The 13,056-nt window shown below is 36.4% G+C and carries 11 protein-coding genes and 1 pseudogene; 9 read left to right on the top strand and 3 right to left on the bottom strand.

The annotated features are described in order from the left end of the window. Positions 1-333 precede the first annotated feature (333 nt). A complete protein-coding gene (locus AB3I42_RS13850; RefSeq protein WP_086317310.1) occupies positions 334-1,026 on the bottom strand; it encodes a MurR/RpiR family transcriptional regulator in 693 nt (230 codons plus the stop codon). 40 nt (positions 1,027-1,066) lie between these two features. Between AB3I42_RS13850 and AB3I42_RS13845 the strand changes: the two genes are divergently transcribed. The 3 genes and pseudogenes from AB3I42_RS13845 to AB3I42_RS13835 all read left to right on the top strand — a co-directional run. Continuing rightward, positions 1,067-1,684 (top strand): hypothetical protein, encoded by a 618-nt coding sequence (locus AB3I42_RS13845; RefSeq protein WP_002309706.1) that lies wholly within the window; start codon positions 1,067-1,069, stop codon positions 1,682-1,684. 11 nt (positions 1,685-1,695) lie between these two features. After that, positions 1,696-2,997: a PTS sugar transporter subunit IIC gene (locus AB3I42_RS13840; RefSeq protein ID WP_002309705.1), complete on the top strand. Its 1,302-nt coding sequence runs from the start codon at positions 1,696-1,698 to the stop codon at positions 2,995-2,997. 257 nt (positions 2,998-3,254) lie between these two features. Beyond that, positions 3,255-3,488: pseudogene (locus tag AB3I42_RS13835) on the top strand (transposase); the annotation flags it as partial. Positions 3,489-3,770: 282 nt separating this feature from the next. Here the strand turns inward: AB3I42_RS13835 and AB3I42_RS13830 are convergent. Continuing rightward, the gene (locus AB3I42_RS13830; protein ID WP_086317312.1) at positions 3,771-3,998 is read right to left on the bottom strand and encodes a DUF4767 domain-containing protein; all 228 of its coding nucleotides are present in this window, start codon (positions 3,996-3,998) and stop codon (positions 3,771-3,773) included. Between the two features lie 406 nt (positions 3,999-4,404). Between AB3I42_RS13830 and AB3I42_RS13825 the strand changes: the two genes are divergently transcribed. Beyond that, positions 4,405-5,487 carry an IS30 family transposase gene (locus tag AB3I42_RS13825; RefSeq protein WP_086317314.1) on the top strand — a complete coding sequence of 361 codons (1,083 nt, stop codon included), beginning with the start codon at positions 4,405-4,407 and terminating at the stop codon, positions 5,485-5,487. 365 nt (positions 5,488-5,852) lie between these two features. On the opposite strand, the gene AB3I42_RS13820 is transcribed toward AB3I42_RS13825, so the two are convergent. After that, positions 5,853-7,043 carry an IS256 family transposase gene (locus tag AB3I42_RS13820; RefSeq protein ID WP_086317316.1) on the bottom strand — a complete coding sequence of 397 codons (1,191 nt, stop codon included), beginning with the start codon at positions 7,041-7,043 and terminating at the stop codon, positions 5,853-5,855. Positions 7,044-7,350: 307 nt separating this feature from the next. On the opposite strand from AB3I42_RS13820, the gene licT reads away from it, so the two are divergent. From licT to AB3I42_RS13795, 5 genes are all read left to right on the top strand, one after another. Beyond that, positions 7,351-8,208 carry a BglG family transcription antiterminator LicT gene (gene licT, locus AB3I42_RS13815; protein WP_002337037.1) on the top strand — a complete coding sequence of 286 codons (858 nt, stop codon included), beginning with the start codon at positions 7,351-7,353 and terminating at the stop codon, positions 8,206-8,208. Next, positions 8,205-10,040 carry a PTS beta-glucoside transporter subunit IIBCA gene (locus tag AB3I42_RS13810; RefSeq protein WP_086317318.1) on the top strand — a complete coding sequence of 612 codons (1,836 nt, stop codon included), beginning with the start codon at positions 8,205-8,207 and terminating at the stop codon, positions 10,038-10,040. Before licT ends, AB3I42_RS13810 begins: the two co-directional genes overlap by 4 nt. 21 nt (positions 10,041-10,061) lie before the next feature. After that, positions 10,062-11,540, top strand: coding sequence for a glycoside hydrolase family 1 protein (locus AB3I42_RS13805; RefSeq protein WP_086317320.1), 1,479 nt, complete (start codon positions 10,062-10,064; stop codon positions 11,538-11,540). A gap of 177 nt (positions 11,541-11,717) precedes the next feature. Continuing rightward, positions 11,718-12,017, top strand: coding sequence for a CAT RNA binding domain-containing protein (locus tag AB3I42_RS13800; RefSeq protein ID WP_086317322.1), 300 nt, complete (start codon positions 11,718-11,720; stop codon positions 12,015-12,017). Positions 12,018-12,072: 55 nt separating this feature from the next. Continuing rightward, complete coding sequence (locus tag AB3I42_RS13795) at positions 12,073-12,921, top strand: hypothetical protein (protein ID WP_086317324.1); 849 nt, start codon at positions 12,073-12,075, stop codon at positions 12,919-12,921. Positions 12,922-13,056 lie beyond the last annotated feature (135 nt).

Here is a 13,056-nt window from a genome sequence, read left to right as displayed (position 1 = left end):
GGCCTGATGAATCGAAATGATTCATCAGGCCTATTTTTATTTCACTGATAAAGTTTAACGTGTCTTAATACGGTTGAAATAGGATCATGTACCTTACTTAATAAGAAAAAAATAAAAATTATTTTTAATAACAACCTATGATCCTTTCCAAGCTTGTAGATATTTTGGTTTAGATTTTTTTAGGTGCGTTCAATTCTACAGCGGAGGGAATGAGAAAGTTTTCTAAACAAGTTTGGAAATTCCTAAACATGTTCAGAACACACAGAAAACACTTACATTCTAAAAAAGATTCTTTATACTAGATTTTGAAGAAACAGTGGCCACAGCGTTCTTCTATTTATAAATAGCCTTCAGCGCCGCGCTCAACAAAAGCTCAAATTGATTCAGTGTCGTGCCAAAGAAAAGATTTGGTTGGTAATCAGATATTTTTTGTGGAATATAGGTTTCCGTGCTAATGGTTAATGTTGCCAGCGTACCGATTTTTGAATTTTTTTGCCCAACAAATGCGATCACATCGATAAAGTGATCGTTCGCAATTTTAGCTAATTCGGCTAATCGAACTGTATCACCAGAATTGGAAATAATAAAAAGCAGAATATCTTGTTGCACTTGCTGTCTAAGAAATTCTAAATGACTATTGGCCGTCGCACGAAATCCATATAGATTAAGAGATTCCGAAAAATAATTGGCTAGATTTTGCGAAAAACCTGAGCCAAGAATCATAATCCGTTTATCGCGATACGCAGACATTAAATGTATGAATGCTTCCTTCTCCTCATTGGAGAATGTGCTTGGCATCGTAATGTCAGATTGGCTGTTTCCTAGAGCAAATACCAACTCACTATAACCGGAATATCCAATTTTCTTCGCCATATTGATAATCGTTGCAGTAGAAACATACGATGCTTTGGCAACGTCACGAATCCCAATATTTTTTAAAGACTGACGATTTTTTTTCATAAATCGTAAGGCTTCAGCTTCTGAGTCATTCAGTTGGTATTTATCTATAAGCATTTCAACATCCATAAGATTCACCTCAAATTTTATCTAATAGGAGTATTATATTATGACAGAAACGAAATTTATTCAAGATCCGTGGTCAAAAATGACTACCCGTAACGGCTTACGTGGAGATGAAGCTATCTCAGCATTACAGAAATCGATTCGTCGAGGCAAAGAAAAAGAAGCCTGTGAATTTGCTTATGAAATGTATATCACCTCACCACAATTTGAAGAGAAACTCTGGAGAAGGCTATTGGCGATCAGTGTTGAGGATGTGGGCATGGGCAATCCTATGGCCGCCATCATGATCAATAACTTAAACGCCATGCGCAAAGAATTCCAATACAATGAATCCGATCGTGCGATGTATTTTTTCCACGCGATTCGTTACCTATGCCAATCTGAAAAAGATCGTTCATCGGATTTACTTAAGAACATTGTTATCAAGAGTTTCGCTATGGGATATATTCCAGAAATTCCTGATATTGCGCTGGATAAACATACTGTTCGGGGACAGGCAATGGGGCGTGGTTCAGAACACTTTTTGCATGAAGCAAGTAAAGTGATCCCCCAAGCAAAAGTTGATAATGACTACAAGGAACAATACGAAAAAATCATCGAGACCTATGATCCAGATCACGTCGTGCCAAGTACGTTTTCATTTAATCCTTGGCAAGTATAGGAGGAAGTTATATGGAAAATTCTGCGTTTATCATGAAACTGAATGACATACTTAGCCCCATCGCAGCCAAGATAGGTAATCAGCGCCACCTAAAAGCTATATCCAGCGGTATGATGTTTGGCCTACCCTTTATTGTTATCGGTTCTTTTTTTCTGATTTTTGCAAATCCACCCATCAATATTGATCAATACAATCCAGATACAGCTAATATTTTCATGAAATTTATGGCCAGCTGGAAAGATTTTGCCGTAGCAAATTATGATCTCATCACAGCCCCTTATAATTTGACAATGGGAATCATCGGATTCATTAGTGTTTTTGGCATTGCATTTTCCCTTGCCAATGAATACAAAATTAATCCTTCCATGAATGGCATGGTTGCATCTGTCATTTATCTAATGGTTTGTACACCAGTGGAAGAAGGTGCCATCAATCTTAATTTCCTTGGGACAAACGGATTGTTCGTCGCAATTATCATCGGCTTGCTAGTAGTGGAAATCAACCGACTATTTGAAGTAAAAAATATTAAGTTGAAACTCCCAGATACAGTTCCACCCATGGTAGCAACCTTTATCAATATGCTCGTTCCACTGCTGACAAATATATTCATCTTTTATGGCATCAATCTGATTTTCTTGGCAGCAACAAACAAAATCTTCCCTGAAGCAGTGATGGAAGTCCTGACTCCAGCAACGAACATCGCTGGCAGTCTAGGTGGTTTCTTATTGATCGTGACTTTGGGTAACATCCTATGGCTATTTGGTATCAATGGCTCGTCAATTATTTTCCCTATCGTCTTTACATTGGGAATGGCTCAAACTGGTTTGAATGCTGAACAACTGGCAAATGGTGAGACCATGACACACTTAATGAACTTACAAATGTTCCGTATTTCTGTACTTGGTGGAGCCGGTGGTACTTTGGGTTTGGTTTTATTGATGATGCGAAGCAAAGTACCCGAATATCGCACAATTGGAAAATTGTCATTGGTTCCTGGAATCTGTTCCATCAACGAACCAGTGATTTTCGGATTACCTATCGTTTTTAACCCTATTTTGGCAATTCCATTTTTGATTACGCCCATCATTTCATTATTGCTGACCTACTTTGCTCAGCAACTAGGATGGATTGGGATTGGATTTATCGTCGATCCTTCCTTCACACCTTTTTTTGCACAAGCTTATCTTTCAAGTATGGACTGGCGCAATATTCTCTTTTGCCTACTGTTGATCGTCATCAGCATCTTCATCTACTATCCATTTTTTAAAGTCATGGAGAGCAATAAAACAAAATTAGTAGATGAAAAACTATAGTCGTCATTCTTAACCTTGTAACGAAAATATGGTTCTATACTATTTAGTGTTGATGGGAAATCTTAGGGTTTCCCATCAACCTATTTTTTATAAAAAAGTATATATAAAGAGATATTCGATTGGCAGAATAAGCAACGGATTAAGTGATCTTTAGGAATATTAATTCTTCTTCAATGTCGGAAGAGTCAGGGATGTGTTGAAAAAGGTCCAAAAAACATCCGTCTCCCCAAACCTACAATGTTAAACTGCCCTTGATATTACTGGAACATCTTCTAGAAAGTTTAGGCAAAGAATTTAGAAAAAAATTACAAAACTTACTCAAAAATAAAGAAGGTATACGAAATGAAATGTTTTATCCTTATTATAACGGTAAAATAGAGGCAAAAAACACGCATATTAAGGCATTGAAAAGAGCATCCTACGGGGTTAAATCATTTGAGAATATGAGAATACAGATTTATATGATCAATCAATTAATCAAAGTAAGATAACAAAAAATCTGAGCCAGAATGAAGTTCATTCTGATCCAGATTTGATTTAGCACAACTCATCAGCCCTTATTGACAAAGAGCCAGAAAACCTACAATTCAAGGTTTCTAGCTTAATCAATTACTGTTATCCCTTCTCCAACCTTCTGCTGAACAGATAGACTAATTGTTTCCAGATGTTCAATTGCTTCTGATATAGCTTGCTTATCATTTGGAATAGACTCATCAACATAATATGTAATCCTTGTACCATTGCCATCATTTTCAGTCGTTAGATAGCCTCAATTAACCATAGTTGCTGATAAAGTAGCTGAGTTGTTCATCTTTGGTAAAATTTGATTTCACATCATCTAAAGTTACACTACTATTCACAATATTACTAAAACTATCTTTAAGCTCTTTATTCTCTGTTTCTTTAAAGTATAAGTAATTATTCGGATTCCCTTGATTCTGACTAGTTATTAACACTTTGGGTACTCCTGAATTAATGGTAAAGAAAAAAAATTCTTCGATAAATGATTTTGTGCCTCTGCATCCGAATAAACAGCAACTAAAGAGTAACCTAATTCTTCCTCACCACTTTCTGACCAGTACAATACTATTGGTGTGTTAATAATAACCGACTGTTACTTATTATTTAGAACTGAATCAGTGAATTATAGTACGTATAATTTAACATTGTCACTCGGATTGTACTGTTGAGAGAACTAGTCAAGACTTTGCTGATATGATGAATAATTAATATGAAAATTGATTAATATGTGGCTATTTAATATCAAATTAAATGAAAAAACTAGAAAATAGTTTTTAGAGGCGAATTTTAAAATGAACTTAGCCACTTCATAAAATAAAAAAACATCATTGCCCAATTTCATGTATTATTGAAGTTCCTACACAATCAATAAAGGATGAAATGACAATGACGCAAACTGAGAATACCACATTTTTACGCAAAGGCAAACACCTTGATTATGAAGAACGAAATAAAATTGAAGCTTGGAAACAAATCGATCGCCCTTTGTCGAATCGTGCAATCGCAAAATTACTCGGACGTGCCCCTCAAACCATTCATAGCGAAGTAAAAGACGGTACGGTTCGCCAAATCAGGCGCCAAGTCCAAAATGGTAAAACCTACGAATATGAATCGTTTGTTTATTCCGCAGATGCTGGTCAAGCCGCTTACGAAAACGCACGAACAAATTCTCGCAAACAACCGAAATGGGTTTCTTCGCCAAAGTTCATGGCGTATGCCGATCATCAAATGAAGACAGAAAAACAAGCGCCTGATGTCGTTGTTGGTCGTGCAAAGAAACTCGGCTTATTTCCAAATGAGACAATCCCTTGTACCACAACCCTTTACACCTATATTGATCTCGGCTGGCTGGAAACAAAAAATATTGATCTGCATCTCAAGGTTCGACGAAACACCAAGCGATCACAGAGTAGGAAGAATAAAGAAATTCTCGGCGATTTGATCGAAAATCGACCAGATATTGTCGATACTCGTGAACGTTTTGGTGATTGGGAAATTGATACGGTGAACGGACTGCGCGTTGGCAAAGACCAAGCATTGCTTACATTGACCGAACGTAAAACACGTTACGAAATAATCATCAAAATCGATGGAAAAGCAGCTAATCCAGTTGATCGTGCACTGACTGCTTTAAAAGAAGCTGCGGGCAACGATTTCGAAGTGCTTTTCAAAACGATTACTTCAGATAATGGGGCTGAATTCGCTGGTCTAACCACACTTCTTAAAGATATTACGGAAGTTTATTTCACCCATTCCTATTCTTCATGGGAACGAGGGACCAACGAAAATCATAATGGGATGATTCGCCGTTTTATACCGAAAGGAACACGTATGGAAGATGTAGCGTTGACTACCATTCGTCGTGTACAGGATTGGATGAACAATTTGCCGAGAAGAATATTGGGTTACGCCACTCCGCGTGAGTGTTTATTGAACGAGCTATCGGAGCTATCCTTAGCCGCTAGATAACCAACAAAAACTAAATAACCAATGAATTTCAATAAGTGGCTAACTTGCACTTGAAATTTGGGGAATAAAATTGGATATCATTTGATTAAGCATTATCTAAGAATTAAGTGTGCGAAGAAAAAAGCAAAGGGAAGCCAAAGTAAAAAGAAAATGATACAGCGATCAGATTGTTTATTCTTGAGTTTAGAGGAAAAAATTACAAGTATTAATTTTATACTATTTTTATTATGAATAATATCCATGTGATGTGCTTGCAAGTAGTCTTATCAATCAGAATATGGTTCATCAAAATAAGTACCTATCCTTTATTAAAGGGGAGCGTCAATAATTTTGTGTAAATGATTCTTCCCTACTGCAGATTGTTTCTAATTCTCAATCAGTTGGCTTAGCATTTGTTCAAGTTCGCCTTCGGCCTGATGAAAGCCTTTATGACTGCGACCTAGGAATTTTTGGTTGTAAGTATCAAAAGACGAGACTAAGAAACGTTCCATCGACTCTTCGTTTTGGAACTGCTCCTTGCGGTGGCTGTATTTCTTGATTTGCTTATTAAAGGATTCAATCAAGTTCGTAGAATAAATACTCTTGCGTATGGCCAAGGGGAAATCATAGAAAGTGAGCAAGTGATCGTTCGAAAGAATCGATTCAACCACTTTTGGATAGCTGGTTTTCCATTTTTTCGCAAAAGCACCACGTGCTTCCAACGCCACCTCTTTAGATGAGGCTTGATACACCATTTTAAAATCATCACAGACTTCCTTACGATTATTGACACGCACTTTGTGACTGATATTACGGGAAACGTGTACACAACAATGTTGAAAACGAGCTTTGGGATAGAACCGACTAATCGCTCCTACCACCCCCTTTAAGCCATCCGTGATGAACAGGAGGACATTTTTCAAACCGCGCTCTTGAAGGTCCAATAAAATTTCCTCCCAAATCGTGATGGATTCAGTCGGTGCAATCGCATAGCTCAATACTTCCTTTGATCCGTCCGGGCGAATGCCAACTGCGATATGAATAGCTTCCTTGGCGACGGTTTTCCGCTTTAACGGAATATACGTTGCGTCCATATAAATAGCAGCATAACGGTCATGAAGCTCCCGCCCTTTAAACGCCGTTACCTCTTCTGTAAATGATTTTGTTATATTGGACATGGTTTGGGGCGTGTAGTGATGCCCATACATTTTCTCAATCAAGTCTGCGATTTCCGACATGGTAATACCTTTTCGGAAGAGGTGAATGACGGTCTCCTCTAACGTGTCATTCGTCCGTCTATAAGCAGGAACAGTCTGCTGCTTGAACTCGCCATTGCGGTCGCGCGGAATCTGGAGATGAAGTTCCCCATGCTCGGTCTTGACCGTAGGGTCATAGGAGCCGTTACGAGAATTACCCGTGTTAAAACCAATGCGATCATACTTTTCGTAATCTAGGAAAGCCGTTAACTCCGTTTTGAGAAGCGTATTGACTGCTTTCTCCAAATGGACACGGAATAATTCATTTAAATCGCCTTTGTTCGCTAGAATCTTTAGAATTTCTGTAGTAAAATCGTTCATAGGAAAGTCCTCTCTTCTGTGAATGTGTTGTGGTAACTCTATTCTACAGAAGGGATTTCCTTTTTTCTATTTACATAAAATATTTTACACTCTCGTCCGAGTGACTTTATGTTTCTAAGCTTTATTCAAATAATATAAAAAATACATTTGACAAATATAAAAATAAGCGCTATCATTTTTTTATTAAGTGAATAGAACCGATTAGGATTGTTATAGTATGATTCAGCACTACACAAAACCTATCAGACCCATTTTTTAGAGAGAATGGGTCTGATAGGTTTTGTTTTTTTTTAGGAGGTGAACTGAAATGAAAATCAAAAAGAAACTAAATAATAATGCAATTATTACTAAAAATGAACAAAACCAAGAAATAATCGTCGTAGGAAAAGGGATTGCTTATGGGAAGACAATCAATAGTTTGGTCGAAAAAAAGAAGATTTATAAAATTTTTGTTCCTGAAAACAAGGGAGATAAAAAGCGGATTTCAGATATGGTTCAGCAAATTCCTGTCCAATACATTGAAATTTCCGAAAAGATTATTTCTTATGCACGAAGAGAATACAAATTGGTGCTAAATGAAAGTATTTATTTGTCTCTTACAGATCATATTTCTTCAAGTATTGAAAGGTACGAACAAGGCGTGTTCTTGAAAAATAAATTTTTATGGGAAATCAAACATTTTTATCCAAATGAATTTATGATTGGAGAAAAAGGATTAGAAATTATTGAAAAAGAATGCGGTATTCAATTAGGCAAGGACGAAGCAGGCTTTATCGGTATGCATATTGTCAGCTGTGAAGTTGGGAAAGGGATGGATGATTTTTATGAAATGACAGCCTTTATCCAGCAGATGTCAAACATTGTCAAATACTATTTTTCTATAGAATTTGATGAAGATTCTATAGATTACTTTCGCTTTGTTACGCACTTAAAGCTCTTTTATTATCGAATCACTCATGATAAAGGAAACTCTATGGGCAACTTAGAAAATGAGATTTTAGAGATCATCAAAAATAAGAGTGTTCAGGCTTATCTATGTGCACTGAAAATCAAAACATTTATTGAAGAAAAGTATCTCTATCAATTAGACAATGAAGAAATTTTATACTTAACTATCCATATCTCACGTATAACCAAACATTTGAATGAGGGGGAAAAAACATGAATTATCCAGAAACGTGCGAACAAATTATTGAAAATGTCGGCGGCGAAAAAAATATTCAGTCTGTTGTCCATTGTGCAACCCGTCTACGCTTTGTGTTAAAAGATGAATCAATAGCGGATGACGAAGCAGTTAAAAATATTCCGGGAATTCTTTCGCTGGTAAAAAAGGCTGGACAATATCAGTTGGTGATCGGCAATAATGTTGATCAGGTATATAACGAATTAACTAAAAAATTGAATATTTCCAATGAAAGAAATGAAAAAGATAATCGTTCACTTTTTGACAAGATCATCGGTTCTATAACGGGATCGATTTCCCCAGTCATCCCTTTGCTAGCTGGCGCAGGGATGGGGAAAGTCTTGCTCCTCGTATTGACCTTGACGGGGATACTATCCGATGAGTCTCAAACCTATGTCTTTTTAAATATGATTTTTGATACTGGTTTTTATTTTATGCCTGTCTATGTGGGATTTTCAGCAGCAAAAATATTTGGTGCCAATCAATATTTAGGCGCATTTATTGGATTAGTAACCGTGCATCCAACTTGGGTGGAGCTGGTTTCGGCAGGAGAACCTTTTCAATTTTTAGGAATAGGCATGGAATTGGTGAAATATTCTTCTACTTTAGTCCCAGCGATTCTTTCCGTATGGATTATGTCTTACATTGAAAAAGGTGTTCGTAAAGTGGTGCCAGAAATGATCAAAGTATTTGCAGAACCTATGTTGGTCATGCTGATTGCTACACCGTTAACATTCATTGTGATTGGTCCAATCGGTGATTTTATTTCGCAAGGCGTTGCAAATGCCAGCATGTTCTTGTTCAATCATGGTGGGTTTATTGCTATTCCTATTCTTGCAGCTGCCTATCCATGGTTAGTTTCTATCGGAATTCACAAGGCATTAAGTCCAATCAGTATCGCACTAGTAGCAGAACAAGGATTTGATCCAATTATCCGTGTGGTTGCCTTATGTGCCAATATGTCCCAAGCGGCAGCATCCTTGAGTGTTTCTTTAAAAACAAAAAACAGCAAGTTAAGATCTTTAGCTTTCTCTTCTAGTATTACCGCTTTTCTTGGAGGAATTACTGAGCCGGCCATGTACGGCGTAAACTTAAAACTGAAAAGACCGATGTATGCAAGTATGATTGGTGGCGCAGTTGCCGGATTGGTCGCAGGCCTATTAAAATTAAAGGCATTTATCTATGTCACACCAGGGATTTTGAGTCTTCCTATGTGGATCTCTAAAGAAGAAAATTATATCTGGTTTGCTATTTTAACAATGGTGATTGCGACGGTAGCTACCTTTATTGCTACATGGATTTTAGGATTTGATGATTCTGAATTTGCTGATACACCTTCAAAAGAAAAAATAAATCTCTCAGAAAAATATATGGTAAAAAGTCCGGTCAAAGGGAATGTTCAGCCATTAACTGAAGTAAACGATGAAACGTTTGCGAGTGGAATCATGGGCAAAGGAGTGGCAGTCGATCCGACAGAAGGCAAAGTATTTGCTCCAGGAAATGCTGTAGTCACGGCGATGTTTAATACCGGACATGCCATTGGTCTGCAATTAGACAACGATGTGGAATTATTGATCCACATCGGTATTGATACCGTTTCTTTAAATGGCGAACATTTCTTTGGAAAAGTTAAAAAAGACCAAGAAGTGAAAACAGGAGACTTATTGGTGGAATTTGATCTAGAAGCGATCAAAGAGTTAGGATACGATCCGGTTGTAATGATCATTGTGACAAATAGCAATGACTTTTTAGAAGTTCTACCAGTGGAAGAAAATCAGGTGGAAAATACTTCTGATTTATTACTGATTGCTTAAAAAAGAAAGTAGGGAAGATGATTGTATAAAGTAAACGATGATTTTTTATGGGGTGTTGCAACTTCAGCCAGTCAAATTGAAGGTGCTTGGAAAGAAGACGGAAAAGGGATGTCTATAGCGGACTGCTTACGTTTTCGACCAGCGATTGATGTAAAAGATTATAAAAAGGTAAATGAAGTAGATACAGAAGAAATTGAACAAGCCTTGTCAGATACGAATGATAAAAATTGGGCGAAACGCTATGGAGTAGATTTTTACCATTACTATAAAGAAGATATTGCGCAATTAGCAGAAATGGGGATAAAAGCCTTTCGTTTTTCTATCGGCTGGACAAGAATCTTTCCAGAGGGAACCGAAGACCAACCCAATCAAATGGGCTTAGACTATTACTTGGAGTTAGTAAAGGAATTGAGAAAATATCAAATTGAACCAATCGTGACGCTCTCTCATTATGATATGCCTTTAGCGATCGTTTTAAATTCTGATTCTTGGTATGATCGTCAAACGATTGCCTTATATGAAAAATTTGCAACGACCGTGATTGACTACTTAAGCGAATATGTGAATTATTGGATTCCGTTTAATGAAATCGACAGTATCATTCGACATCCTTTTGCTTCTGCAGGATTAGTCAAAGATCGATTCACAGGAAAAAACTTTGAAGAAGTAATCTATCAATCTATGCATCATCAATTTATCGCTTCTGCTCTCGTAGTTGATTACTGTCATAAGAACTACCCTAAAATGCAGGTCGGGTGTATGATCACGAAAACAACGATTTACCCTTACGACAGTCATCCTGAAAATATCCTGCAAAGTATGTTACAGATGCGGGAAGTGTATGCATTCAGCGATATACAAGTACGTGGAGAATATCCAGCCTATCTATTGAAAAAATTAGAAAATGAGCATATCTCTTTGTCTTTTTCTGAAGGCGATCCAACCTTTTTAGCAGAAAATACTGCTGATTTTATTGCGTTCAGCTATTATTCTTCTGTATGTACAGCAGCCGATACTACTGGATTGAAGGTCAGTTTGGCCAATACGACTAAAGGTGTGTACAATAAATATCTGCAACAGACTGATTGGGGCTGGCAAATTGATCCAGTCGGCATACGTATTTCTCTAGTAGAGCTGTATGACCGCTACAATAAACCACTATTTATTGTCGAAAATGGCTTAGGAGCCGCTGATCAACTGACAAAAGAAGGACGAGTTCACGATACTTATCGTATTGATTATTTACGGCAGCACATTCAGGAAGTTTTGCGCTCTGTAAAAGAAGACGGAATTGAGCTTTTAGGTTATTGTACTTGGGGAGCAATGGATATGATCTCAGCATCTACGAATCAAATGTCTAAAAGATATGGCTTTCTCTATGTTGATTTAGATGACTTTGGCAATGGAACCTTCAAGCGCTATAAAAAAGACAGTTATTTCTGGTACCAAAAGTTACTTGATTTTGATACGGAGATCCCAGAAAACTTTTTTGATAAATAATATCTTCTACATGCATTTTTATATAGAAAATTGACAAACGCTTTCATTGGTGTTATATTCCTATTAGAGTTAGGATTGTGACTTCAATGAAGGCAAGACCTAGGCCAAGCGACTATTTTAGTGGCTTTGTTTAGGTCTTGTCTTTTTTTGTCGTTTTTAAAGTAAGGAGGTGAAATAATGAAGATAAATAAAGTTTTAAATAATAATCTTGTATTTTCTAAGAACAAAGATGGCGAAGATATTATTGTAGCAGGTTTAGGTATAGGTTTTCAAAAGATAAAAGGTGATGAGATTGAACAGAAAAAAATTGAAAAAATCTTTCAAAATATTGCAAAGAAAGAAAGTACGAAACTGATAAAAATGTTAAATGAGATTCCAATAGCTTACTTTAATTGTACAGAGGAAATACTTAAACAAAATCATGAATTCTTTGAAAATAATTTTACGAATTCAACAGTACTTGTTGCTATTATTTAAAATAGGGATAATTTTTTAAAGACAGGGAAAAAATAGTAAAACAGGGGAGTATCAAATGAGTGAACTAAAAAAATTTTCTACGTCTACTTTAGCTGAGTTGCAAAAAGACGAAAAGCATCTTTACTATGTTTATTGCTTGGTCGATCCTAGAAACAACCAGACTTTTTACATTGGGAAAGGAAAAGGAAATCGTATTTTTGCCCATCGTCAAGCGGCAATGAGTATGTTAAGAAAATCAGATTTACTTGAAGAAAATGAAACAGCTAAAACATTGAAAATAAAAACCATCCAAGAAATAAACAGAATGAATCTACAAATACTAAGTTACATACTTAGTTATGGTTTAACTGAGAGCGAGGCTTATGCCAGTGAGAATACGTTAATCAATTATGCTCAACTGATTCAAGGAATTTCTTTGACAAATTTAGTAAAAGGGCATGGTTCTAAGGCAATGTTAGTGGAAGAGATAGAAGAGCAATATGGATTCCAACCGGTGCCAATCAATGAAATAGCGACAGATGAGTTGATTTTAGCAGTAAAAGTGAGAGATGCTTTTAATCTTTGTAAAGATGAGTCAAAAGAATATCCGATTGACGACAGTTTTCGTGATGATGATAATTTAAAATCTCGTACGCTAGGTAACTGGGTAATTGGTCGCGATAAAATAAATCGAATTCGCTATGTTATAGCTGTTAATACAGGAGCAGACAACGCGGTTGTTGCTGCATATAAAGTTTCTTCTCAATATTCGGAATCGAAGAAATTTGAAAATGGCCGAACACGCTATGCATTTCAAGCATTATCGAATAGAGAAGATACTTTGCGAGAACTTAATTTATATAAACGATCTTTGCCAGATATCAAATTTGGTAGTGGGAGTGCAATTGCTTATATTAACAACTAGAATAACGTTAATTATAATATTCATTTTCAACGGTATTTCCGGTAGTAGTAGTTAGCTGAAATAAATATAAATTTAACTATATATTATATCCATGAAGCCCAATCTTCTTTAATAGAAGATTGGGCTATTTTTATA

The organism is Enterococcus sp. C53 (assembly GCF_040887425.1).
In the GTDB taxonomy this organism is placed as follows: Bacteria; Bacillota; Bacilli; order Lactobacillales; family Enterococcaceae; genus Enterococcus_B; species Enterococcus_B hirae.
The sequence above is the reverse complement of the archived record's forward strand: the minus strand, read 5'-3'. Positions and strand labels throughout refer to the sequence as shown.

What these genes read in the sequence shown, in the direction of transcription:
- AB3I42_RS13845 (WP_002309706.1), top strand. Translation starts at nt 1,067, where the DNA reads ATGACAGAAACGAAATTTATTCAAGATCCGTGGTCAAAAATGACTACC.
- AB3I42_RS13800 (WP_086317322.1), top strand. Translation starts at nt 11,718, where the DNA reads ATGAAGATAAATAAAGTTTTAAATAATAATCTTGTATTTTCTAAGAAC.
- AB3I42_RS13825 (WP_086317314.1), top strand. Translation starts at nt 4,405, where the DNA reads ATGACGCAAACTGAGAATACCACATTTTTACGCAAAGGCAAACACCTT.
- licT (WP_002337037.1), top strand. Translation starts at nt 7,351, where the DNA reads ATGAAAATCAAAAAGAAACTAAATAATAATGCAATTATTACTAAAAAT.
- AB3I42_RS13820 (WP_086317316.1), bottom strand. Translation starts at nt 7,043, where the DNA reads ATGAACGATTTTACTACAGAAATTCTAAAGATTCTAGCGAACAAAGGC.
- AB3I42_RS13810 (WP_086317318.1), top strand. Translation starts at nt 8,205, where the DNA reads ATGAATTATCCAGAAACGTGCGAACAAATTATTGAAAATGTCGGCGGC.
- AB3I42_RS13795 (WP_086317324.1), top strand. Translation starts at nt 12,073, where the DNA reads ATGAGTGAACTAAAAAAATTTTCTACGTCTACTTTAGCTGAGTTGCAA.
- AB3I42_RS13850 (WP_086317310.1), bottom strand. Translation starts at nt 1,026, where the DNA reads ATGGATGTTGAAATGCTTATAGATAAATACCAACTGAATGACTCAGAA.
- AB3I42_RS13840 (WP_002309705.1), top strand. Translation starts at nt 1,696, where the DNA reads ATGGAAAATTCTGCGTTTATCATGAAACTGAATGACATACTTAGCCCC.